At 43.5% G+C, this 24,306-nt stretch carries 24 protein-coding genes; 6 read left to right on the top strand and 18 right to left on the bottom strand.

Features of this window, described 5'->3' with window-relative positions; genetic code table 11:
• Nucleotides 1–801 precede the first annotated feature (801 nt).
• From Q4486_RS11935 to Q4486_RS11920, 4 genes are all read left to right on the top strand, one after another.
• Entirely contained in the window at nucleotides 802–1,107 is a 306-nt protein-coding gene (locus Q4486_RS11935) for a helix-turn-helix domain-containing protein (RefSeq protein WP_071178140.1), read from the top strand.
• Nucleotides 1,104–2,354 carry a type II toxin-antitoxin system HipA family toxin gene (locus Q4486_RS11930; RefSeq protein WP_303519573.1) on the top strand — a complete coding sequence of 417 codons (1,251 nt, stop codon included), beginning with the start codon at nucleotides 1,104–1,106 and terminating at the stop codon, nucleotides 2,352–2,354. The genes Q4486_RS11935 and Q4486_RS11930 overlap by 4 nt, the downstream gene beginning before the upstream one ends.
• A gap of 436 nt (nucleotides 2,355–2,790) precedes the next feature.
• The gene (locus tag Q4486_RS11925) at nucleotides 2,791–3,123 is read left to right on the top strand and encodes a MarR family transcriptional regulator (RefSeq protein ID WP_303519572.1); all 333 of its coding nucleotides are present in this window, start codon (nucleotides 2,791–2,793) and stop codon (nucleotides 3,121–3,123) included.
• Between the two features lie 11 nt (nucleotides 3,124–3,134).
• Nucleotides 3,135–6,275, top strand: a complete 3,141-nt coding sequence (locus Q4486_RS11920; protein WP_303519571.1) for a DUF3427 domain-containing protein — start codon at nucleotides 3,135–3,137, stop codon at nucleotides 6,273–6,275.
• Between the two features lie 201 nt (nucleotides 6,276–6,476).
• Here Q4486_RS11920 and Q4486_RS11915 read toward each other — a convergent pair whose 3' ends face one another.
• A complete protein-coding gene (locus tag Q4486_RS11915) occupies nucleotides 6,477–7,340 on the bottom strand; it encodes a YicC/YloC family endoribonuclease (RefSeq protein WP_303519569.1) in 864 nt (287 codons plus the stop codon).
• Between the two features lie 102 nt (nucleotides 7,341–7,442).
• Between Q4486_RS11915 and rph the strand changes: the two genes are divergently transcribed.
• Complete coding sequence (gene rph, locus Q4486_RS11910) at nucleotides 7,443–8,213, top strand: ribonuclease PH (RefSeq protein ID WP_067863210.1); 771 nt, start codon at nucleotides 7,443–7,445, stop codon at nucleotides 8,211–8,213.
• A 61-nt stretch (nucleotides 8,214–8,274) separates the two neighbouring features.
• On the opposite strand, the gene Q4486_RS11905 is transcribed toward rph, so the two are convergent.
• On the bottom strand, nucleotides 8,275–9,045 hold the full coding sequence (locus Q4486_RS11905) for an exodeoxyribonuclease III (RefSeq protein WP_303418262.1): 771 nt from the start codon (nucleotides 9,043–9,045) through the stop codon (nucleotides 8,275–8,277).
• Between the two features lie 185 nt (nucleotides 9,046–9,230).
• On the opposite strand from Q4486_RS11905, the gene pyrE reads away from it, so the two are divergent.
• A complete protein-coding gene (pyrE, locus tag Q4486_RS11900; RefSeq protein ID WP_303519567.1) occupies nucleotides 9,231–9,878 on the top strand; it encodes an orotate phosphoribosyltransferase in 648 nt (215 codons plus the stop codon).
• A 28-nt stretch (nucleotides 9,879–9,906) separates the two neighbouring features.
• Here pyrE and Q4486_RS11895 read toward each other — a convergent pair whose 3' ends face one another.
• The 16 genes from Q4486_RS11895 to fabI all read right to left on the bottom strand — a co-directional run bounded on the left by Q4486_RS11895 (nucleotide 9,907) and on the right by fabI (nucleotide 24,105).
• Nucleotides 9,907–10,386: a hypothetical protein gene (locus Q4486_RS11895; RefSeq protein ID WP_303418265.1), complete on the bottom strand. Its 480-nt coding sequence runs from the start codon at nucleotides 10,384–10,386 to the stop codon at nucleotides 9,907–9,909.
• The gene (locus tag Q4486_RS11890) at nucleotides 10,376–11,269 is read right to left on the bottom strand and encodes a type II secretion system protein J (RefSeq protein ID WP_303519566.1); all 894 of its coding nucleotides are present in this window, start codon (nucleotides 11,267–11,269) and stop codon (nucleotides 10,376–10,378) included. Before Q4486_RS11890 ends, Q4486_RS11895 begins: the two co-directional genes overlap by 11 nt.
• Nucleotides 11,269–11,805, bottom strand: a complete 537-nt coding sequence (locus tag Q4486_RS11885; RefSeq protein WP_303418268.1) for a prepilin-type N-terminal cleavage/methylation domain-containing protein — start codon at nucleotides 11,803–11,805, stop codon at nucleotides 11,269–11,271. The genes Q4486_RS11890 and Q4486_RS11885 overlap by 1 nt, the downstream gene beginning before the upstream one ends.
• Complete coding sequence (locus Q4486_RS11880; RefSeq protein WP_303519565.1) at nucleotides 11,786–12,406, bottom strand: Tfp pilus assembly protein FimT/FimU; 621 nt, start codon at nucleotides 12,404–12,406, stop codon at nucleotides 11,786–11,788. The genes Q4486_RS11885 and Q4486_RS11880 overlap by 20 nt, the downstream gene beginning before the upstream one ends.
• Nucleotides 12,407–12,429: 23 nt before the next feature.
• Nucleotides 12,430–12,951, bottom strand: a complete 522-nt coding sequence (locus tag Q4486_RS11875; RefSeq protein WP_303519563.1) for a type II secretion system protein — start codon at nucleotides 12,949–12,951, stop codon at nucleotides 12,430–12,432.
• 71 nt (nucleotides 12,952–13,022) lie between these two features.
• On the bottom strand, nucleotides 13,023–13,562 hold the full coding sequence (locus tag Q4486_RS11870; RefSeq protein ID WP_303519562.1) for a prepilin-type N-terminal cleavage/methylation domain-containing protein: 540 nt from the start codon (nucleotides 13,560–13,562) through the stop codon (nucleotides 13,023–13,025).
• On the bottom strand, nucleotides 13,555–14,787 hold the full coding sequence (locus tag Q4486_RS11865) for a type II secretion system F family protein (RefSeq protein WP_303519560.1): 1,233 nt from the start codon (nucleotides 14,785–14,787) through the stop codon (nucleotides 13,555–13,557). The genes Q4486_RS11870 and Q4486_RS11865 overlap by 8 nt, the downstream gene beginning before the upstream one ends.
• Before the next feature lie 16 nt (nucleotides 14,788–14,803).
• Nucleotides 14,804–16,582: a GspE/PulE family protein gene (locus tag Q4486_RS11860; protein ID WP_303519559.1), complete on the bottom strand. Its 1,779-nt coding sequence runs from the start codon at nucleotides 16,580–16,582 to the stop codon at nucleotides 14,804–14,806.
• 14 nt (nucleotides 16,583–16,596) lie between these two features.
• On the bottom strand, nucleotides 16,597–18,069 hold the full coding sequence (locus Q4486_RS11855) for a lipopolysaccharide assembly protein LapB (RefSeq protein ID WP_303519558.1): 1,473 nt from the start codon (nucleotides 18,067–18,069) through the stop codon (nucleotides 16,597–16,599).
• On the bottom strand, nucleotides 18,066–18,968 hold the full coding sequence (locus Q4486_RS11850) for an ExeA family protein (RefSeq protein ID WP_303519557.1): 903 nt from the start codon (nucleotides 18,966–18,968) through the stop codon (nucleotides 18,066–18,068). Before Q4486_RS11850 ends, Q4486_RS11855 begins: the two co-directional genes overlap by 4 nt.
• A gap of 13 nt (nucleotides 18,969–18,981) precedes the next feature.
• Complete coding sequence (gene mshL, locus Q4486_RS11845; RefSeq protein WP_303418284.1) at nucleotides 18,982–20,559, bottom strand: pilus (MSHA type) biogenesis protein MshL; 1,578 nt, start codon at nucleotides 20,557–20,559, stop codon at nucleotides 18,982–18,984.
• A gap of 12 nt (nucleotides 20,560–20,571) precedes the next feature.
• Complete coding sequence (locus tag Q4486_RS11840; RefSeq protein ID WP_303418286.1) at nucleotides 20,572–20,910, bottom strand: hypothetical protein; 339 nt, start codon at nucleotides 20,908–20,910, stop codon at nucleotides 20,572–20,574.
• Complete coding sequence (gene gspM, locus Q4486_RS11835) at nucleotides 20,903–21,565, bottom strand: type II secretion system protein GspM (RefSeq protein WP_303519556.1); 663 nt, start codon at nucleotides 21,563–21,565, stop codon at nucleotides 20,903–20,905. The genes Q4486_RS11840 and gspM overlap by 8 nt, the downstream gene beginning before the upstream one ends.
• Nucleotides 21,558–22,157 carry a hypothetical protein gene (locus Q4486_RS11830; protein ID WP_303418290.1) on the bottom strand — a complete coding sequence of 200 codons (600 nt, stop codon included), beginning with the start codon at nucleotides 22,155–22,157 and terminating at the stop codon, nucleotides 21,558–21,560. The genes gspM and Q4486_RS11830 overlap by 8 nt, the downstream gene beginning before the upstream one ends.
• Nucleotides 22,154–23,032, bottom strand: coding sequence for a pilus assembly protein PilM (gene pilM, locus Q4486_RS11825; protein ID WP_303519555.1), 879 nt, complete (start codon nucleotides 23,030–23,032; stop codon nucleotides 22,154–22,156). Before pilM ends, Q4486_RS11830 begins: the two co-directional genes overlap by 4 nt.
• A 302-nt stretch (nucleotides 23,033–23,334) precedes the next feature.
• Nucleotides 23,335–24,105 carry an enoyl-ACP reductase FabI gene (gene fabI, locus Q4486_RS11820; RefSeq protein ID WP_303418293.1) on the bottom strand — a complete coding sequence of 257 codons (771 nt, stop codon included), beginning with the start codon at nucleotides 24,103–24,105 and terminating at the stop codon, nucleotides 23,335–23,337.
• Nucleotides 24,106–24,306: the final 201 nt, after the last annotated feature.

Raw genomic sequence — 24,306 nt, 5'->3', positions numbered from 1 at the left:
AAATGAACAATATTTTGAGGGGAAAATTTATACGGGTACTGGCTTTAATTTATAAATAAGAGGGAGGAGATGAAGTAAAAAATGAATCAGTTACCGAAAAGAAACCGTTCAAAAGTGCTTATTTCTCACCGCTCCCCTTGGCTTTTACTGAATGTTAGTGATACTTCTTGGCTATTGAGTGTGTAAAAACAGTGCAGTTTTCACACTGCGGTTCGGGGTAAAAAATAGCAGTGTTGAAAGGCTTTATCGGGCACGATTTCCGTCAACATAGCTTGGCCATTTTTTTACTGGTTCTATGCGATAGTGGTTAGTCAGTAGGAAACTCACCTAACCTGAAATGGACATTATCGTGTCTATTTTAATAAAAATAAGCTCAATATGGATACTATGGTATCCAATATTGATAAATCAGAGTATCGAATATCAAGTATCAAGGTCTACAGATTATTACCTTTGAAGTCACTTTGTGTAGACCTCTAACCGCTACATTTTCCCGTTCAGTAAAATACACAGATGAGTACCTACCTTGCATCCCACACTTTTACGCGCAGAAAAGTGTGGGATTTTACATTTTTATGCGCATAAAAGTGTAATTTGATGGTCTTTGGCATTCAGGGATTCACATTTTCGCCTTGGCCAACGCGCAAACTAAACCTAAAAATAGGATATAAATCCAATTATATTTAGTAAAGTGGGAATATAGTCCCATATGTAAATTGTTGGAGTTGCTTGGGATTCAAAGTTGGACTATATTCCCATTAACGGTTAAATAGTGGGAATATAGTCCCTTTGGTTGGTGATATGGCTAAGCGTGACTTACACAATGTGCTGTTTCCAAAGCAGCGCAAAATCCTGACGCAGTTTGGTGAAGACTTGCTGTTGGCGATGAAAAGACGTGGTTTTACCAAAAAGCTGCTGTGTGAACGTACTGGTTTTGACCATAAAACCGTGAACAAAGTCTTCGCAGGTGATCCGGGCGTTGCCATAGGCACTTACTTAAAGGTGATGGCCGTTCTTGGCATGGAAAGCAACTTTGCAGAAATGGCCGCTCATGATGAAGTGGGTATCAAGCTGCAAAACATAAAATTGCTGGAAGGTTCAAGATGAGCCGTGAAATCGTCGAAGTCTATGCCGACTGGCAGCCAATTGAGGCGCCTTTGCTAATAGGACAGCTGACTTACAGCGATTCAAGCCGAGGTGGCGTGTTTAGTTTTGCCTACGATAAAGCATTTTTAACTTCAGCCTATCGTTTACAAATTGATCCCATCCTGACCCTCCACTCCGGTGAACTCTACAACGATGAAGCCAATAAAAACTTTCGTGCATTTCTTGATTCATCGCCTGATAGATGGGGGCGTATTTTAATGCAGCGGCGTGCGGCCATTGAAGCGCGCAAAGGCATTCGAGCAACAAGTCGATTAAACGAGCTAGATTACCTGCTGGGCGTACATGACGCTTACCGGATGGGTGGTATTCGATTTAAGCGAACAGGCTCGGCTGCGTTCTTAGATGACAACGCTGAGTTTGCTGCGCCGCCAATGGCTTCTTTGCGAGAGCTAGAGCACGCAGCAATGCAGCTTGAAAAAGACGATAACATCGACAGTGACGAGTATTACCGCTGGTTGAAAATGCTGATTTCTCCAGGCTCATCATTAGGCGGTGCAAGGCCCAAGGCTTGTGTGACAGACGAACAAGGCCACTTGTGGATTGCCAAGTTTCCCAATCTAAATGACACCCATGACGTGGGCGCGTGGGAGATGGTCTGCTATGAATTGGCGCTGGCGGCAGGTGTTGACATGTTTCCAAGTGAGATTAGGCAGTTTTCCTCTGGGCATCATACCTTTTTAACCAAACGGTTTGACCGCGACGGTGAAAAGCGGCTGCATTTTTCATCGGCCATGACACAGCTTCAATACTATGATGGTGAACAATCTCAAGGTGCCAGCTACTTAGAGATTGCTGAATTTATTTCCAATTCTGGTGCACAAACCGAAGCTGATTTAGCACAGTTATGGCGACGTATCGTGTTTAATATTGCGGTGTCCAACACGGATGATCACCTGCGTAACCATGGGTTTTTATTAACAAAGAATGGCTGGAAGTTATCACCCGCTTATGATTTAAACCCGATAGTGGGTAAGCATGGCCTGCATCTGAATATTACCGATGCAGACAACGCTTTAGACTACCAGCTAGCCTTTGATGTGAAAGACTTCTTCCGACTTTCGCAAACCCAAGCCATGCAAATTTACGATGAAGTATTAATGGCGGTTAAGCAGTGGCAAACTGTTGCTAAGCAGCTAGGGGTCAGCCGAGCAGAGCAAGCCATGAAAGAATCGGCGTTTAACGTTTAATGAGTCAGTGAAACACTATTTCATTTTTGGTTGGATAATGAAGTTATAGTTTCACGTTCATTCTTTGCCTCACACTCCATGTGTTGTAACACGCCACTTACCTCTTGGGCTTTTGGGGCAGTTTGTTAGCAATACCCTCAGAAAGCTGCACGATCTGGGCATTTATCTGCCTACTGCGTCCGTTTAACTCCTAATAATGGTCATGCAAACTCCTAGCTGCACTTAACAGATCAGTGAGGAAATAAAGAATGACCCCAGCCACTCAGCTACAACAGTAACAAACCAAAGTCGCCAGCAACGCTTTTTCGTTTACCCTATATGGACATTAAAACCAGAAAATAAACTTGCTCGATTATCAACGGCTGATAAGATGTGTCGCTTATCTATCTGTATACCTTTGTAACGTATTACTAAGCTTTTGAGAAATAAACAGAATATGAAAAACGTCAAACAATCGCGTTGCGTAATAGGCATTAAAGGTCAAACGCCCGACCCTGATTACCCTGTCGATATTTGGTTTGACTCACTTAAATCGGTTGCCAATGTGCTATCAAAAGAAAACCAGCACCTATTAAAAGTGATTGCAGAACAACAACCGCAGTCGGTAACTGAACTGGCTAGGCTCACGGGACGAGCAGTGAGTAATGTATCGAGAACACTGAAAACACTAGGCAAGTACAACTTAGTTGAAATGCGCAAGTCACAAAATGGGTTAGCGGTAAAACTGCAATATCAATCGATGCTGCTGTTAATCCAGCCACTAGAATAAAAGGGACTTTTATGCAACAAATAGGAATTTATGAACAGCTAATAACACAGCTCATTGCTAGTCGAATTGACCGTGAGCGATTCTTTGTAGGTGAACGAGAGCTCAATAGCAGTGAAGCATCGACTTGGTTATCTCGTTTCCTCTCGCACATTATTGAACACGCCATTGATTCCATTCCAGCCGCTGATGATCGATTGCAACAACAAATTGCTTTGTCTAATCAGCTGTTACTATGGTTAAAAACACAAATTCAAGATAAGGATTTTATCGAAGACAATTTGCTTGTTAGCCAAGGTAAAATTCTGACCGCACTCTATGAGCTCGAAAATCCGGTCTCAGCCGATTTTAAAAATTACATTAAGGACATTTCCCCCCTAACTGGTTTAACGCAAAGTGAGCTGTTTTGTGGTAGCAATGCCGGTTTGTCCCTTGAATCTGAATTAAAAAGAGAGATTCTATCCGCGGATACCATTTATTGGTTGGTGTCGTTTATTAAGTGGGCGGGGATACGGATTTTTCGCAAAGAGCTAGAAGAATTTACCTCAAGCGGCCGCGAGCTAAAAATAATTACCACGTCATATATGGGGGCGACTGATGCCAAAGCCGTGGAGTATTTGGCCAGTTTGCCCAATACCCAAGTGAAGCTGAGCTACAACACTGAGCGTGAACGTTTACATGCTAAGAGCTATTTATTTTTGCGCAACACCGGCTATCACACTGGCTACATAGGCTCGTCTAACCTGTCGCGTTCCGCACTAACCAATGGCTTAGAGTGGAATTTAAAAATCACTTCGCAAGAAATTCCACACATTATCAATAAGTCGTTGAGTACCTTTGAAACCTATTGGGCTTCTAATGATTTTGAGCATTTTAGTGATGATGCAAAATGTAGCGAAAAACTCAAAAAAGCGTTGAGCCAGCAGCGCGGTGATTATGAGGCCAGCCCAACGCATTTCTTTGATATCTCGCCGTTTCCTCACCAAAGTGACATATTGGAACAACTGGCCGTTGAGCGCAGTGTGCACCAGCGCTTTCGCAATTTAGTGGTTGCGGCAACCGGTACAGGGAAAACCCTGATTTCCGCCTTTGATTTTGCGCGTTTTATTAAACAAAAACCGCAAGCCACTTTTTTATTTGTGGCACACCGCGAAGAAATATTACAACAAGCCAGAGCGGCGTATCGTGGTGTATTGCGCAACGGCGCTTTTGGTGAACTTTGGGTGGGTGGGCATACGCCAGAGCACTACCGTCAATTGTTTGTGTCTATTCAAACGCTGAACAATCAGCTTGCTCAGCTTAACCTGACGGCTGACTATTATGACTACATTGTGATTGATGAGGTGCACCATATTGCCGCATCAAGCTATCGCCCACTGCTTGCGCATTTTTCACCGGTTATATTACTCGGCCTTACTGCCACACCAGAGCGCCATGATGGGGGGGATATTTTAGCGGATTTTGGCGGTGTGATTGCGGCAGAAATTCGCTTGCCCGAAGCGATTAACCGTCGCCATCTTTGCCCCTTTCAGTATTTTGGTATAGATGATGATACCGACCTGCGCAAGATCCCTTGGAGTCGTGGGCGTTATGATATCGCGCAGCTCACTAATCTTTATACTCATAACCAAGCGCGTTTCGATAAAATACTACTGAGTTTGCAGGAGATCGTCACCGACATAAGTCAAATGAAAGCCTTGGCGTTTTGTGTCAGTCGTGATCATGCTCAATATATGGCGCACCAGTTATTGTTGAAGGGCGTTAACGCAGATATGTTGACCAGTGATAACAGCCATGAGCGGCAACAAAAGCAACAAGCTATTCGATCTGGCAGCATCAATGTGCTCTGTGTGGTCGATATCTTCAACGAAGGTGTCGATATTCCCGAAGTCGATACCTTACTGTTTTTACGACCGACAGAAAGTTTAACCATTTTCTTGCAACAGCTTGGCCGTGGTTTGCGCTTAGCCGAAGGCAAAGAATGTTGTACCGTGTTGGATTTTGTTGGCAATTCACGTCCTGAATATGATTTTGCCAATAAATTTAGAGCTCTAGTCGGTAAAAGTCATCGCGCGATCACTGATGAAATAAAGCAAGGCTTCCCTCATGCGCCACTGGGTTGCCGCATTGAATTAAGCAAGCGCACGCAAGAAATGGTGCTCAGCAATATTCGCCAAGCTTCGTTAACCTTAAAGCGTTTAGTTGCGATGATCCGGCAGTATCCAGAGCATTCCACACTGCCGTTAACGCTGGCGAATTTCTTAACTCTAAACCCTCATATCGACTTGAATGAACTTTATAAGCGAGGCAGCTGGTCGCAGCTGGTTCAGCAAGCCAAAGATGAAATCAACGAAAATACGTTTGGTGAAAATCTGCTGAACATATTTAGAAAGGCCATCCATAATCGAATTTTGACCTGTGATGATTATGCCTATTTAAGTTTTTTAAAACAGCTTTGCCAAACTCAATTTATGCTTAACGGCGGCAGCCATCGTTATGCCTTAATGTGCCATTATGATTTTTGGCAGACAACGGGGCCTGAATGTGGATTCGATTCCATTGATCAGAGCTTAGCGAAACTAAATTCTTGTGAATTAAAAGCAGAATTATTGGATGTCTTAAATTGGCAACTAGCAAAAACCAAGCATGAGCAACCAACAATGCAGGCCTTGCCTGAAGTTTCATTAAAGTTGCATGCTCGCTATGCGCGTGAGCAAATATTGGTGGCATTTGGTGCGACTACGTTTGACCGGCAGCCATCTTCAAGAGAAGGCCTATTTAATATCAAAGAGCAGAATATCGAATTACTGTTTGTTACCTTAGATAAAAACGAAAAGCAGTTCTCGCCAACCACTATGTATCATGATTACGCGATTAATGAGCAGCTTTTCCATTGGCAGTCACAAAATAGCGCTCGGCCAGACAAAGGGCGTGGTTTGGAATACATTCAGCATCAAAAAATGGGCAAGCGTTTATTCTTGTTTGTACGTGAGCAAACCAAAGATGAATACGGCCGAACCATGGGCTTTGTTAATTATGGTGAAGTGGAATACGTATCGCATACAGGCTCACAACCGATGAGCATTACTTGGAAGTTAAAAGAGCCGATGCCTCACTTTATGTGGCAGCAGGCGGCTAAGTTGGCTGTGGGGTAACTATCATGGATGGTTCTAAAGTTTCTGAAATAATGGAGGAGGCAAAAATAGCTGGCACCACTTAAACAGCAGCAGATAACGGACAACTGCAAACCGATTTGGACGGGAAAAATAAAAAAAGCCCTGTATTTTCAATGCTCTTCACAAGGTAATACGGGGCTTTTAAGACATTCTTGGACGGGTAACTTTCTACCAAGAAACCTATTCGATGTTTTGAATCTGCTCTCGCATCTGTTCAATAAGCACTTTAAGTTCAACTGCGCATTGGGTAGTGCTGGCGACAATTGATTTTGAGGAGAGTGTGTTCGCTTCCCGGTTAAGCTCCTGCATAAGGAAGTCTAAACGGCGGCCGACGGGCCCCTTCTGTTTTAAAACACGGCGCACTTCTTGAACATGGGTGTCTAAACGATCCATCTCTTCGTCTACGTCAGCTTTTTGCGCCAGTAATGCAATCTCTTGCTCTAACCTACCTTCATCTAGGTCAGCTTTTAGTTCAGCAAGGCGCTGGGCTAAGTTTTCTCGCTGATTTTGCAGGATTTTAGGCATGCTTTCGCGCACTTCTGCCACTATAGCGCTAATCGCGTCTAACCGTTGATTGATTAATGTCGCGAGCTCGACACCTTCACGCCCTCGCCCTTCCAGCATGTCATCCAGCGCTTTAGTAAAAAGTGCTTTTGCTGAGTTTTTAACGAGATCCATATCTAATTTGGTGTCTTGTAGAACGCCAGGCCAACGTAATAACTCTAAAGCGTCTAAAGGTTGGTGATTCTCAACCATCGCTTGTAACGACTCAGCGGCCTGAATAACTTCTTGAGCATAAGGTTTATTAACCACAAGTTGTTGCTCTGTGGCTTCAGGATTAAATCGCAGCGTACATTCAACTTTGCCACGACTCAGTGCTTTTCGCAGCGTTTCGCGTAAGAAGCCCTCCAGTTCTTTTAGGTTATCGGGCAAACGCAAGTGAGGTTCTAGGTAACGATGGTTAACTGATCTGATCTCCCAACTAAGGGAACCCCATTCATGCTCGGCTTCCTGTCGAGCAAAAGCTGTCATGCTGCGTGTCATATGATCCATTCTCGATTAAAATGCGTTATTGAATACAATTGTAACAGTCTGGCACCGCTCTGCCACGCCATGACTGACTAGAAAATTGATTAAAGGACCGGCATGACTTCATCTATATCAGAACAACTGCAAAATCTTGGTATCAGCAAGCATCGTCCAAGTGGACGTGAAAACGATCAGATGCGTGAGGTTAAGATCACACGTAACTTCACTATGCATGCGGAAGGCTCTGTATTAGTTGAGTTCGGCAATACCAAGGTCCTTTGTACAGCAACAGTTGAGCGTGGTGTACCGCGTTTTTTACGTGGTTCTGGCCAAGGCTGGGTGACTGCTGAATATGGTATGTTGCCCCGTGCAACCACCAGCCGTACAGGCCGTGAAGCGGCTCGCGGTAAGCAGAGTGGCCGTACGGTTGAGATTCAACGCCTGATTGGTCGTTCTTTACGTGCGGCACTGAACCTTAAGAAGATGGGCGAAAACACAATTACAATCGATTGTGATGTATTACAGGCAGACGGTGGCACACGTACGGCATCGATCACGGGTGCTTTTGTAGCCTTACAGGATGCGATTAATGTGTTGAAAAAAGATAAGCATGGCGCGATGAAGGGCGACCCCGTTGTTCAGGCTATTGCTGCTGTGTCTGTAGGCATCTATGACGGTGAGGCGGTGCTGGATTTAGATTACGCTGAGGATAGTAAAGCAGAAACCGATATGAATGTTGTTATGACAAGCAAAGGCGGCTTTATTGAGGTTCAGGGAACCGCCGAGGGTGCGCCTTATTCTCAGGAAGAGTTGAATGCAATGCTTGATCTCGCCCGCAAAGGGATTAATGAGTTAGTCGAAGCGCAAAAGATAGCATTAGCTGAATAGCCTTTCGTTAGCGCACAAAAAAAGGAGCGATTAAGCTCCTTTTTTTAATTGTGCTACGCCGTTAGCCAATATCATAATCAATAATAATCGGCGCGTGTTCGCTAAATGATTGATCCCGATAGATCCGTGCGTTTTTGACTGTTTTACGCAGATTAGCCGTAGTAATCTGATAATCTAAACGCGCACCTTCATTAAGCTTACGAGCACGATTGTAACCAGGCCACCAGCTGAATTGGCGCTCTGCTTTGTTTATCTGACGGAACGCATCCACATAACCCATCTCATCAAAAATATCAGCCATCCAATCACGCTCAACTTGTAAAAAGCCGGAAACAGTTTGGTTGGCATACCAGTTACTTAGATCTACGGTTTTATGGGCAATATTTGTCGTGCCACAGAAGATAAATTCGCGGCGTTTACGTAAGGTTTTACTCAAATGCCCTAAAAATTCGACCATAAAGGCTTCTTTTTCTTGCTGAGCTTCTTCGCTCTTCAAACCTGAAGGGATAAAAAAAGAAGAAACACTTACATGTTCAAAGTCCGCCTGGATAAAACGGCCATGTTGGTCGCATAACTCAAAGCCTAAACCGGTCATGATCGCTTTAGGTATCTCACGAGTGTAGATCGCAACGCCGCTATAGCCATCTTCCCAAGCATCAAAGAAATAGGAGTGATAGCCTTCCGGATGGTAGCGCTCATCATCGAGCTGATATTCTTTTGCTCGCAAATCCTGCAAGCAAATAACATCAGCGTCCTGTTGGACCATCCAATCGAAGAAGCCGTTTTCTGCAGCCTGTTCAATACCTTGAGCATTGAAGGTGATGACGCGCATAGAGTGTGTTCCTGTCTGAAAGCAGACCAATAGCAAATTAGTATTATTTTTAATCTGAAGGTCGAATTGTATAGCGAAGTGAACAAAAATGAAATTTTTTGCTGCATATCAGAACAATGGAGCCGAAGGCCGCTCGCTGGTAGAATAGCGCCTGCCTATTTACCCCCTATTCATCGGAGATTGCTATGCAGGATTATCAGCGTGAGTTTATTGAGTTTGCTATTGAACAGAACGTGCTACGCTTTGGCGAATTCACGCTTAAATCCGGCCGTACAAGCCCTTACTTTTTTAATGCCGGATTATTTAATACTGGTAGCGCACTCGCTAAATTGGGCCGTTTTTATGCCCAAGCGATTAAAAACTCGGGTGTCTCTTTCGATGTGTTATTAGGCCCTGCATACAAAGGGATCCCTCTAGCGACAACAACAGCGGTTGCCTTAGCAGATCATCATGGTGAAGACGTTCCCTACGTATTTAATCGTAAAGAAGCTAAAACCCATGGTGAAGGCGGCAGCTTAGTAGGTGCAGCTCTCGAAGGCGGTGTCATGATCATTGATGATGTTATTACTGCAGGTACCGCAATTCGTGAAGTAATGACGATTATTGATCAAGCAGGCGCAACACCGGCGGGGGTTGTAATCGCACTTAACCGTCAGGAAAAAGGTAAAGGCGAATTGTCCGCGATCCAAGAGGTCGAACGAGATTACAATATGCCTGTTATCAGTATCGTGAGTTTAGGTGATCTTATCGATTACTTAACGGAAAAAGGTGATAAAGCGGAAGAGCTTGCGTCGATCCGTAAATATCGTGACGAATATGGTATAGAAGCTTAAAGAGTAATGACCTGAGTTAGAGCGGCGTTTATTGAGCCGCTCTAATGACTACACGCCTAGATGCACCATCTAAGCCATCCCCTCCACAAAACCCCGTACTATCTATAGTCCAGAACTGCCCGACAGATGAGCTCACCGTATAGTAATAAACTTCAGCGTAGCAATCTTTAAGACCCGTGACAGAAAAACGTGAGTTGGACGTTGGCCCTGGCCAATAATCCCAGTTTGTGGGCATGCTCCCAACAGCGGCAGAAGCAGTACAACCTGATACCCCATGTTCTAAACAGGTTAACTCTAACTCTATTCCTGTCTGAGCGGCTGTAATAGCTCTAGCGCCCAAAAACTCCTGTGCAGTAACATTCTGACCTATAGAAAAAAATCGTGTCATACCGGCGATAATGACCGCTAAGATGGTAATAACAAAAATGGCAGAGATGAGCCCTAATCCCTTTTGGGACTGCCGAGACACGCTCGCCTTCCAGCCGATTTTCTTCGTATTAAGGTACATTTTTCACCTGCACCTCAAATTGGATACGGATACTTTCTTGTGTATTGTCTGCAACGGATAACTGTTGGTTTTGAACAAAAAGGTCAAATAATACGATGCCATTACGCAGTAACGTTGCTTCACTGTATTTAAACGGAGTACTTCCCGACGGTGCAATTACATCGCTTGCCAATAATCCTCTTTGTGGCTCAGCGAGGTCTGCGAATAACGTAGCGCCATCAGGCTGATTAATCGCATAAGTATAGTTACTTGCTGCCACTCCCTGAAAACGATATAGATCAGTTCCAACAACACAAAAACTCACCGGTTCATCCACTATAAAATAACGTTTAGAGGGAGAATCGGTTGGAAACGCATGTGTAGAGGTTAAGAGGACATCAACCGTACCAGATGCAGATTCTAAAGCACTACTGGCACTCATCGGTGGTGAAATAATAGACCAACTATCTAAATCGTAAATGGGGTTTGATGTGCGAGTCGGCTCATCCCCATTATTTGTATCTATAGGGTACACCGCAATACGCCCTTGAGCAGGCTCCAGCGCAAACGGAACAGAAACAAAGCTACTCATTGCTGAAGAGGCCGATAAAGGTATAGATATATAACGGGAGGCCGCAAGCGAAGGGATAAACTCAATACAGCTTCCCTCATCATTAACCCGAAGACTATTGGGCAATGCATTTCTAATCTCTCTTGCCATCCGTTCAACTGCAACCCTTACCGCCGATGACAACTGATCACGCCGCGTTAGATCCGCATAACCTTGCATGCTTGATGTAATAAAGCCCACGGTAACAAGAGAGATAATACCTAGCAATGTAATAACAACGATCAGCTCAATCAATGTAAAGCCTTGCTGTTTATTACTTCTACACAGTCCCATTAATAATTCCCCCGTAATGCACTAAATTGCACAGGGTTTTGGCCTGTGTTTTTAGGGGGAGTCACCGTCACTACAATCTGCTTCACCAGCTCATGATTACTCGCTGAAAAATAGCTATCGCCTGCATACTGCACCTGCACACTGACTTGATAACCGTTATAAGATTGAATACCTCCGGTTGTCACTAGAGAATTAAATAAACCAACAGCGTTTTCTGTTAAGCCATGATAATCGTCAACATCATCAAATGTTTCCCGTGTTTCACTAGCATCGGGACCAAAACCGCCCTCAGCCGTACAGGGATCACAAAGAGGGCTGCCGCCTGTAGGCGTTAATTCGTCATAACGGCGGGATAAAATCTCTTCTAAATAGGCTTGCCCAAGGTACGATACTCTCGTCTGCCACATCACATCAGAACTATGTCGTGCGATATTACCCCACCCCGCTATCGCAGCCGTTAAAGCAACACCAATAATAACAATGGTGATAACGACCTCTACCAGAGAAAAACCTTTTTCAGCGACAGGTCGATGCATAATTATAACCCGTCAAAGAGAGACAAAAATCGCCACTGCGATCACTAAACTGCAAACTACTATCCACTGAGTTCGCGGCATTTGGGAAAGAACTTTCGCTAGTTAGGACGACTCCGCTTTTAACACTAACCATATCGCCTAACTGATTGTACAAAATCACTAGATTATCACCCGTAGAGAGTGAGCCAAGTAGGCTTCCCCCTGCATCCATTGACACAGAATAAGACAAACTAATATCACCAGGAATGGATGCATTAAGCTGCGGCGGCGATATATCTAGAGGAGGAATGCCGTCATTAGTATCGGCATCAATCACTAAGCTAATCTGCCATTCATCAAGGGAGGGACGTCCTAAAACCCAATATACCGATGATGCGTGCTGAGCTAAGGCTGTTTTTTGAGCCAACCTCAAAGAACCGAGGATAGAGCTGCGAAGGGAGGACTCTTGGTAACTAGATACATTACCAATACGCGGAATGGCAACGGCTGAAAGAACGCCCAATAGAATAATTACAACAATAATCTCAACCAGCGTGAAACCACGCTGGCGAGATTGAGAGCAGCTATATCTAACTGAAGAAGATAAATGTTCACCGCTCATTTGCGTCACATCTGAGTTAACAATTACTCGTCAGCACCGTTAACAGTTACGTTACCCGACTCTGCATCGTACACAATCTCACGATCATCACCTGAAGGTGCGGCTTGGCGATAAGTAAACGTACACTCAGTACCACTCCCAGACTCAGCTTGATAATCAACGCCCGGCACAACAGATGGATCGGCATCAGACGCAACAGGTCGACTGCCTTGTAAAACATTATTCCAGATATCAACACAAGCTCCATTACCACCGATTGTAGAACCTGCGCCTGAAGCCCCAACAGGATAACCAGAGCCATTAATCGCTACAGCAGCCGAACCATCTAATTGAACATTAGCCCCGGAACCTGCATTTTCAACCACAGCTTTAGCTTTAGCTAAAGCTATACCGGCGGCAAAACCACCCGCAGCGCCTTTAACCGCTGCATTATGTGCATCGTCAGTTACATTAATAAAACGAGGTAGTGCAACCGCTGCCAAAATGCCTAACAGGGCAATGACGACTACCAACTCAATGATTGTAAAACCCGTTTGCTTTTTCATGGAACCCTCTGCCACTAGATATTAAATTGTAATTGATTGATTTTTAACAAACTACAGATGACTTGTATAGATCAGCCATCGCTATCAACTTGCCAAGTAAAGCTATATAGAGGCCTTAAAATCACCTCTGTTGCTAGCCCTTGTTCATGACGCCCATGTTGAAACTTTACTGTTAATTGAAACGGTAAAAGGTCCTTTTGTTGAAAGTCATTTTTTAAGTGCTCACTTCGTTTAACTTTATATACAAGCCAATGCTTATCCGAAACAAAGTACCAACGCTCGCTCTGAGCAACCAACAACTCATTATAGTCTAATTCACCCACATAATTTGTAGGTTTGTATGAAATAAGTGAGATAGGGTTACTCTTTTCCAACTCCTGACCTGAAACATACTGCTGCTCTGCAAACCAGTATGCCACCTTTAATGTGACTTGTGCCTGAATATTATTACGAACCCCCTCAAAGGATACACGCTCAACATCTTCGGCTAACCGCTCTAGCTTGATATAAGCTACTGCCATTAAAATCGAAATAACTAAAAGTGAAATCACTAGCTCTAGCAGCGAAAAACCTTTTTGCCGAAATCTCAATTGAGCATCACGATTAACCATTAATTGTAGTACTCAACTCCCACAACGGTAAGAACACACCCAGTGCTAACACTAGTACCATTCCACCAATAGCCACAATCAAAATAGGTTCGATCGCACTGGTAAGATTTTTAAGATCATACTCCACTTCCTGCTCATAGAAGCCTGCAGCCTCTTCAAGCATCTCATCAACTCGACCGGTTTCTTCACCCACCGCCAGCATCTGCATGACTAACGGGCTAAACATACCTGTTTGATGTGCGGTTTGAGTAAACGACTCACCTCGTTCAATCCCTTGACGCATGCCGGAAACTTTCTGACCTATATAACGATTGCCAACAGCTTTAGAGACAATAGATAAGCCTTGTTCTATTGGCACACCCGCTTTCAAAACAATACTAAAAGTGCGAGAGAAGCGTCCCAAGATAACTCTATAGAATATCGACCCAACAATAGGAAACTTGAGTTTTCGTCGATCCCAAGCCATATGGCCAGACTCTGTTTTTCGCCAACGATAGAAAGCAATATAAAGCAGAACGCCGCCGCCAACGATCGCCCACCACCAATCGACGGTAAAGTCGGACACCGTAATTAATGCCTGTGTTTGCCAAGGCATATCACCGCCAAAACTAACAAAAACAGATTTAAAGGCAGGAATAACAAACACGTTGATAATCCCTATAGCGATAGAGATCGCAACAAGAACAAAGATAGGATAGCGAGTCGCTTGCTTTACATTTTGAACGGTCTGACGCTCTAACTCCAGATACGCAGCCATCTGCCTAAAAGACTCATCCAGTTGGCCTGTATTTTCGCCTACATGGATCATACTTATATAGAGTTCACTGAATATTTTCGGGTACTTAGCCAAAGCAGAAGAAAGTGCGTTCCCTCTCTCCAACTCATCTGCCAAGCCACCCAAAGTTTCCTCTAAAAGTGGATTATTAACTGTATTAGCTAATCCTCGCATCGCTCGTGTAATGGGGACACCAGCCTTAGTTAAGCTAAACATTTGACGGCTAAACATGATTAGCTCATCAATACTAATCTTTTGAAACAACTGAAAGTTCAGCTCTTTGCTGCCCGTTGGTGATTGCTTCTTCGCTGCGACGGCTTCATTGATGGTTATCGGGATAATGCCATCAACAGATAGCTGTGATGCGGCCATAGCCGCCGTGCCCGCCTCAATATTGCCGGAGACTTCCTCACCTTCTCTGTTTCTGCCTCGATAACTATAAGTTGCCATCTAATTCTTTACCCAGTTACTCAAGCTCTAAACCACCGACATCCATTGAGCCAAGCTCAATTGAGGCATCAGGTGCGTCGAGATAAATAGATTCGTCCAACTGTTCTGTTACACGGAACACTTCATCTAATGAAGTAACCCCAGCTATAGCTAATTCCAATGCGCTATAAGCTAAAGGCTTATAATGTGGATCTGTTTTAGCAGCAATGGTGAAACCCGCGCTATCATTGCGGCGTAGAGCATCAGCCATATTTTCGTTTATTTCTAATAACTCAAATATACCGGTACGCCCCTTGTAGCCCGTATTATTACAATAAGTACAGCCGCGGCCTTTTTGTAGGCTGATATTATCTAAACCTAGCTCCTCTTGGCGCATATCCAACCATAATCTTTCTGAATCAGTCGGCTGATAATCGTGCGAGCAGTTTTCACAGATTTTGCGTACCAAACGCTGCGCTAAAATCCCATTCAATGCAGACGCAACCAAATACCCTTCGATACCAATATCAGTTAAACGCATAGCACTAGATACGGCATCATTAGTATGTAACGTGGACAGGACAAAGTGCCCTGTCATCGCTGCACGCAGGGCAATATCAGCGGTTTCTTTATCTCGAATCTCCCCGACTAAAAGAATATCCGGATCCTGACGCAAGGTGGCACGTAGTACAGTGGAAAAGTCTAAACCTATATTGGGATGAACCTGCACTTGGTTTACTCGAGGTAAACGATATTCCACTGGGTCTTCTACGGTAATAATCTTCTTCTGATGGCTATTTAGCTCATTAAGCGCACCATATAAAGTTGTGGTTTTACCACTACCTGTAGGGCCTGTAACAAGTAAAAGGCCATGGGGCTCGTGAATCATTCTACGGAGCCGATGTAACATATCATTAGGTAATCCAGCTTTTTCTAGCCCTATAATCCCACCGGACTGATCAAGCAAACGCATTACAACCGATTCACCAAACTGAATAGGTAAGGTAGAGATACGTACATCAACACTATGCCCTTTCACACTAATATTGAAACGACCATCTTGAGGCAAACGTTTCTCTGATATATTTAATGAGGCCATTAGCTTTAAACGCAGTACAAGCGCTGAGGCTATACGTTTCTCTTTCATAACATGCTCATGGAGCACACCATCAATACGCTGCCGAATACGTAGCACCGTTTCATCCGGTTCAATATGTATATCTGAGGCGCCAACCTGAACCGCATCTTCAAATAAACTTTTCAGCAGTTTAACAACAGGAACATCAACCTCATCGGTTGCAGTTAATGCTGCTAGATCAAAGGCGTCATCGGCGATCTCATCATTTAGCTGATCGGCCAGATCTTCAATATCACTCGTTTTACGATAGAGTAGATCCATAGATTGCAGTAACTGGGCTTCAGAAACGACTGCAATTTCGATAGGTTTAGGGAGCACTCTTTGCAATTCATCAAACGCAAAGATATCCATTGGGTCAGACATCCCAACGAGAAAATGATCAACATCTTCCTTTAATACGAGCGCTCTAAAGCGCCGGGCCTGAGTTTCAGGTAAACGTAATACGTCTTCCTGATTAAATGAGTAATGCGTTAGCTCAACCAGAGGAATATTCAACTGCTGGGATAGAAAATCAAGAAACTGCTGTTCCTTTACATACCCCATAGATACTAGTGTCTTACCCAATTTCTGACGCGTCTGTTTCTGCTTATCCAACGCATCAATTAATTGAGCTTCCGACAGAACACCGTTCTGAACTAGTAAGTCACCAATACGGATTTTCATCTTGGGTGCGCCCATGCCGCCCCTTCCTCCTAACGACCCGCCAGCGCTTGAATACGCTGACTGGCATAACTTTTCAAACGACTATCAATCGTCGGTATCTGTAAGGCACTCTGATAAGCATTACGAGCATCAGCATAACGCTTTACTTGTTCCAGCGCATAACCCATTCCAATCCACCATCGTGGAATGCTGTTATTCAATTGCAATAACTGAAAGTAAATCCGTGCTGACTCATCCGGTTTGCCATCTTGCTGGTAAGCACTTGCCAACAACTCATGGTACTCTTGATCAGTTTCTAGCAACGGGAAATCAGCACTAAGCAGATCAACTGATTGAGACGATTTATTCTCAGCCATCCATATACGTGCCTGTAATTTCTTTAAATCACTATTATATGGATGTAGGTCGCGACTTTTCCCTATCAACATTTGAGCTGAAGCGGTTTCACCTTTAGACAACAGTAAAGTTGCTAGCAGCACTCTAGATTGTTCAGCTTTAGATGGTTCTTGAGCTATCGCCTTAGTTAATAAGCTCTCAGCCTCATCCAATTTACCTTCATTAATCATCCGCCGTGCACGCTTAGCAAATTGACGATCTGTTAATGCATTGGACGACTTAGTAACCGGCTTTGAAACAACGGGCTTGGTAGTCAAAAACTCTTCAGCAAGATTAACCTGTAGCTCAGCAGAAGATCGAATACTGTCCTTTTCGCTGTCTACACTAATAACGGTTAAGGGCGTCGCTATAGTTGATACGCCAATATCAGTAACCTCAACCGTCTCAACATCAGATGGATCATTAATAACGAGAGCCGCTTCATCAGGTATTACACCGAGAATAAGTGTTGTCGGTGAGGTTTGAACACGAAAAGAAAACTGGCTTTTTCTATTGGTCGTTAATGTTAACAAGGTTCGGTTTCTATCCGGTTCAGCCTCAATATCTAAGCGCTTAATATAATTATTTGTTATAGAAGGAAGCGTCGTTCTTAAAACAGCATCATCAATAGCAATCACGATGCTATTATCTTTCTGATTTAAAACTTGGATATCAGCATCGCCATCAAGCCTCACAACTAAATCACCACCAAAATCAGCGCCCGCCCATTTAATATCATTAATAGAAACGAGGCCTGCATTTTTCGGAGCGGGGATGACAGAGAGCGGCTCATCTGTAGCCGAGGAGCCCTGTAAGCGCTCCCCAGCACTTAATTCGCTAAGTTCTGAGTCTTGCTGTTCCTCGCTGTCTGTAGCATCGAGAGATGCCGTAGATAAGCCCTTAGTGTCAGCATAGGTTTGAGTTTTTTGTATCTGATGCCACAACAACCAGCAGGTTGTAAGTACTGCAACTAGGCCGATCAGCCACAACGTAATTCGAGGTGCTTTACTACCTGTCTCTTCTTCAACATATTGAGCGGCTTTAACAGCTGACTGCTGTCCAGGAACCTGCGTAGCGCTTTCATTACGCTGCTCTAAGTCCCTTAGCATGTCATTAACCAAACTCATTGATTAACCCCTATATACACAAGATAAAGCGTTACTAGGAGTAGACAGCTAATAGCGCCCCATAAAAGAGGTCGATTATCCTTTGTCTTTACAATACCTTGTGTATCCTCGATAGCGCGTGCCACATGAGAGCTTTCTACTTTTAAAGCGCCCTTGCCATACGCAACCATCAACGCTTTATGCGCTAGAATATTGATAAGTCGAGGCGTACCAGCCGAAGCTTTAGCTATTTTACGTGAAGCCTCTTTCTTAAAAAGAGAGAGTCCAGTAAAGCCTGCTTTTTGTACCCGTTGTTCTATATAGTGCTCTACAGCTTCATTATCCAGATGACTCAGTTCATAACTAAACGTGATTCGTTGTAATAACTGCCGTAAGGACTTTTGCCCTAACAATTCGTCAAGCTCAGGCTGTCCAAAAAGCACCACTTGAAACAACTTAGTCGTTTCTGTTTCAAGGTTGGTTAACAGCCTTAAAGCCTCTATCGTTTCTTCAGGGATAGCTTGTGCTTCATCAACTAGTAGCACGACTTTACGTTTACTTTGCGCCAATTCTACAAGGCGCTGATTAATCGCATTAAGAAGATCAAAATCTTCAAGCCCATTAACATCTAGCCCTATCTCTTGGGCAAAACTTTTACGAAACTCATAAGGACTTAAATAGGGGTTAGGTATATATGCCGTTACATATTCATCATTGTCTAACGCATTAAGCAGTTTGCGACACAACAGCGTTTTACCTGTACCAACTTCACCTACGACTTTAACAAAACCATCCCCACCGGCCAGAGCCACTAACATTAAATTAAGGGCTTCATGATGAGTCGGCATATTCAAAAAGAAATGCGTATTAGGTGTAAGCGTAAAAGGTAACTCACTTAAACCAAAGTGATCCGTGTACATCCATTAGCCTCAGCTACTGTGCAGGGGTAGCCTGCAAATTTTTAAACGAACGAAGACTACGTTTAAGTTCGTCTTGCAAATTATCATGATTAGCTAACACGGGACGCAACATAATAACTAGCTCAGTTTTACTTCCTGCTTGGCGCTTCTGCTTAAATAAACTGCCAATACCAGGTAGATCGCTCAAACCCGGCGCATTAGCCTCAGTATCACTATCAGTCGATTTCATTAATCCACCGATAACAATAACCTGTCCACTTTCAGCTCTTACAATACTGTCCGATTCTCGGATGGAGCTTAATGCAAGTGGGATATTAAAATCATCAGATCCAACACTAATCTGTTTTTGCTGATCCACAACTTCTGAAACGGTTGGATGGATATGTAGAACAATATCGCCATCTGCACTAATCTGAGGAGTCACATCTAAAGCGATACCGGAGAAAAACGGTGTTAGTTCAATACTAGGAGAGGTTGTTGTGCTCGTGCCGGTCGTTGTTGTATTTTCAACATCCGTTACGAAGAACTCATCTGTACCCACTTTGATAACTGCTTTTTGGTTATTCACCGTTGAAACTCGAGGGCTAGACAGCACCTGAACATCACCTTGGCTTCCTAAAAGCTCAATCACTGAAGTGAAATCACCTAAGCTTAAATCAGCTTTAAATATTCCGCCTATATCATCATTATTAGTTAGGGTTTCTGACGATAAACTAAACAAGGCCGTTTTTCCTGTACCTGGTTCAGCCAGCGCGGTCCAGTTAACACCTGCTTGGAAGCCATTATTTAAGGTTACTTCTAATATTTTTGCCTCAATAACAACTTGGCGATGCAAAATAAGTTCAGCTTGTGCAAGATAATCTCTCACCGTTGCTAATTCGCTTGGTAAAGCACGCACAACAACAACCCCCGTTTGAGGCGTGACAACCACTTTACGACCTTCTCCAGAAATGATCGTATTTAAGGTGCTTTGTAAATTCCCCCAGAAGTTAGTCGATGTCTTCGTACTAATTCGTGTTCCTATAACCTCATCCGCACTCGAATTATCACCCGACGAACTCACTGAGCCTGCACTAACTTGTGTATCTGAACTTCCTTGACGATCTATATCAAGATAGTTTATCTGAAAGATCTGAGTTTGAAGTGAAGCAGGCATCACCTGATATAAATTACCACTACGGGTGTATTCATAACCATATACCCGTTGAATAGCGTTCATCACTTCATCTACGGAAACATCTTTTAATTCTACCGAAATAGCGCCTCCCACATCTTGATGAACAATCATGTTATAAGGTGTCCCCTGGACTAAGCCCATAAAAAAGTCTCTTGCGGGTAGCGCCTCGGCAGTAATATCAAACCGTTCTTCCGAAGATGAAGCCGATGCACCTAGATTTAACGGGGGCAACAAAGCAATCGGAGCCGATGGAGGCGCAGGTATTTCCCGCTGCTGCTCATTAACCGCAATGGCTTCTTCAATAGCAGCAACACCGTCCTGCTGAGTTGTTGAACCAGCAATGGGCGAGATCCCCTGACAGCCACTCAAAAACAGTAAACAAACAAGGATGTGGATATTGAAAATATATTTCATAACTAATTAGACCTATTTCCCACTCTTTACTTTACTGAATCCTTCCCGCTCAGATAAAGAGATCAATTGTTGCTTATTTCCAATATCAAGCATGACACCTTCACGACTAATCGATAAAACCGTAGCGCTATCAACTAAATCTCCCACTTCTACACGTTGGCCATTCACAACAGCCGTATTTTTTTTCTTGCCTGTCACTAGAGAACTAACTTTATAAACAGGGGCTACCCGCTTAGCTGGCGACAGATGATACATCCCCGCTGCCGGACGAGTCGGGTCAGCAGGCAACCGCTCAGCTAAAACTGAAGAGGAGCAGATACAGAAAGACAAACCGATAACCAACTTATGCACCTAACCACCTCGCTTCAGAGCTTAAGGTATGCACTCTTATTTTTACTTTTGCCGCTGGATATTCATCTACGGCATAATTCAAAGTATCCCAAAAGAAAACGCCATCTAATTGCTCAATCTTTTGTAGATAATCATATATACCCTGATAGCTGCCTTGTAACTCAATCTCAAAAGGGTGCGCATAAATCACAGCGGAAGGGGCAGACGATTCGGCTTTTGTCTTCTCATTATTCCCGCCTAACTCTAGAGTCTCGACAGCTAAACTTTTAGCACTGAGCAAAGAAACGCCTTGTTCATCTTTTAAAACATCTTTAAGCATACTTAACATTTGATCAGGAGAGACTAAATTGGTCGCCGCACGCTTAATATCAGCATTCGCATTTGTAAGTTCTAGGCGTAAACGCCTCAGCTCTTCACGCACAGCAATGTTAGGATCTACAGGTTCTTTAGCCCTTAACAGATCCAATACCTGTTTTTGGCTCGCCATCTCAACTTGGAGATCTGCGGACTTTGCATGCTGATGTTGAAGGCTAATAATGCTCGGTTCAATTAACAGAATGTAAATAAGTACAACAGGAATAACCACCGCAGAAATAATTACTAACCATCGCTCTCGCGAACTCAGTGCATCCCACTTTTGGGCAGCCTTATTCATAGGCACGTAACTCCGCAGTCGCTTTAAATAGGACACCCGATTCACCCGATTCTAAATCAAGCTCACCAATACTTAGGCCTTGAAACACTTCAGTGCGAGATACTGCTTCTAACATAACAGGAACCGCTGGAGCCTCCACTGCACCGCCATATGCGCTAAAACGATGTTGCGTATTATCTAATTGAAATTCAATTAACCAGCTATCAGGCTGTGATGCCTCAGCTAAAGCGTAGAGGTAAGAGGAGAAGCTAGTCCCATGACTCGGCTGAATACGATATAACAAGCTTTTAAGCTGCTGCCTTGATGCGATTTCACTTTGTATACGTTGTTTCTCAACAATCAGTTCAGCATTCGCTTCTTTTAGTGAAAAACGTGCCTGTTCAGTATTAACTGCTGCTTCCAATTGTTTCTGATCGCTTATTAAAGCTTCTAGCTGGGCTTGTTGGTAATTTGTATAAACTGTCAATGCTAGACCTACAACTAAAAACAGAACAACGATAGTCCCAACTAGAGTTAAGCTACCACTATAGCTCAGTGGATCGAATTTCTGTTTAGATTTATTAGGGTTGTAGAGATTAACTCGTTGTTTCATATAACCCCTTCCACCCCTAAGTTTTCACTTCTTAATGCTGCAGCAACCGCGATCGTTGTCCATTGTTGTAGATCATCAGACAATTCAATTGAACTGGAGATAAGGTTGTTAAGATTTAATGAATGAATATCAAGATGTAAGTTTTGGCGTAACTCGCTCATCAGTGGCGTATCGTCCGACTGAAATGGCAACACCAATAAACGAACACAGGGAGGCTTGCCAACTTGGCTTTCGTAATAATCGAGTGAGCGTTGTAACTCTAACACAGCGGCACCCGCATCAGCGGCACCATCCGTTCGGTTGTAGTGTAAATGACGTGTAAAATAGAGCGAAGCATCCGACAGCAGGTTTATCGAACTACTTTTATCGCCTAAAAAGAATGCAGCTAATCCAGCTTCACTGTCAGCAAGATCTTCAGTAAGGTTCAACAACGCTAATTCAGGAACATCCACAACAACCGGTTCTAAGCCGATGCTTTCACACCATTCAACACGACGATCAATTTCATCCTGTTGGGCAGCAACAGCATACAACATACGTGATCGCCCACGGTAGGCATCATCAGGCAGCTCTATATAATCGATCACTGCTTTTTCAATATCAAAGCTAACTAAGTCTTTAATTTTCCAACGCAGTGCATCTCTAAGCTCTTCATCAGGAACAGATGGACGCTCAACCAAATGAATTTGATAGCTCGATTCAGGCATAACGATAAGTGCTTTACTCCCGTTAAGTCCTTTATCTTTAACTAATTCAGAAAAACGGCTGGACTCACTAAAAGGATTAGATGAAAGGACATGCTCACAGAAAGACAGCTCTGGATGAGAGGCTGTTTGCTTTACATGGGCAAAAGAAACACCTTTCCCAGTAAACACAACTGAGGTTATTCCCCCAGATTTTATCTTCTTTTTAAACAGTGAAAGCAATCTTTTCACTCCTGAGGTGTTTTACTCAAATATAGACCTACAAATCTACCGGTCTTAAACTACTGATACAATCACTTAATTGAAGATTAACGAGAAAGAACTCATTAGAGTGTAATAATCGGCCGATATAGGAATAACTTAAAAGAAAAAGGGTGAATAACCTTAGCTATCGTATTGTTTTGGCAGAAAAATAAAAAACCCAGAGAATCTCTGGGTTCATATTTAATGAAAATAACGGGGGTAAAAAGAGCTTAACCTACAATACAAACACCGTGATCAACATAATGTATTGTTCCTGTCACACCACGAGAGAGATCACTTAAGTAATAAAGCGCAGCTCCCCCAACTTCCTCAGTCGTAGGGAGTAAATGGTCAACCGCTTTATGGCGATTATATTCCAGCATCGCATCAAAATCCTTTATCCCGCCGGCCGCACGAGTCGCTATAGTACCTGGAGAGATGCAATTAACTCGAATATGCTGAGGCCCCAAATCCCGTGCAAGATAACGAGTAGCCGCCTCAAGTGACGCTTTAGCACAACCCATTATATTATAATCACCTGTAGCTAAAGCACTTCCCAAATAAGAGAAGTTAATCAGAGAACCCCCCTCAGTCATTAGCGATTTTGCCATCCCTGCCATTTCGATAAAGGAGTAGCAAGAAACATCCATCGCCTGCAAAAAGCCTTCCCGTGAACATTCAGAGATCGGTGCATGTAGATCTTCCAGAGGACAAAAAGCTAAAGAATGGATAACACCATCTAAAGAACCCCATTGGCGCTCAATTTCTGAAAATACAGCAGACATATCTCCAGGTACTGTCACATCTAGAGGCATAAAGATACTCGCCTCAAGTTCATCTGCAAGAGGTTGGACAAAACGTTTAGCTTTATCATTCAAGTAGGTTATTGCCAGCTCTGCACCATGCTCTTTAAGCTTTTTAGCACAACCATATGCAATACTTTTATCGTTGGCTATGCCAACAATAAGAACCTTTTTTCCCGCCATTAATAAGTCAGACATGAGAGTTCTCTGCAAAATAAATTAATACTAACGGTTATTACCGCACATGCACAATACAGAGTGATGACAATTAGATATAAAACAAGAAAAACAAACTTAATCGGAGTTCACTTACCTAAGCCCTAGACGCAAAAAACCCCGGCTACGTAGTAACCGGGGTTTCTCTAAATAAATGCTTGGCGATGACCTACTCTCACATGG

The sequence above is a fragment of the Neptuniibacter sp. 2_MG-2023 genome (assembly GCF_030547495.1).
GTDB lineage: Bacteria > Pseudomonadota > Gammaproteobacteria > Pseudomonadales > Balneatricaceae > Neptuniibacter.
This window is presented reverse-complemented; position numbering and strand designations above follow the sequence as displayed.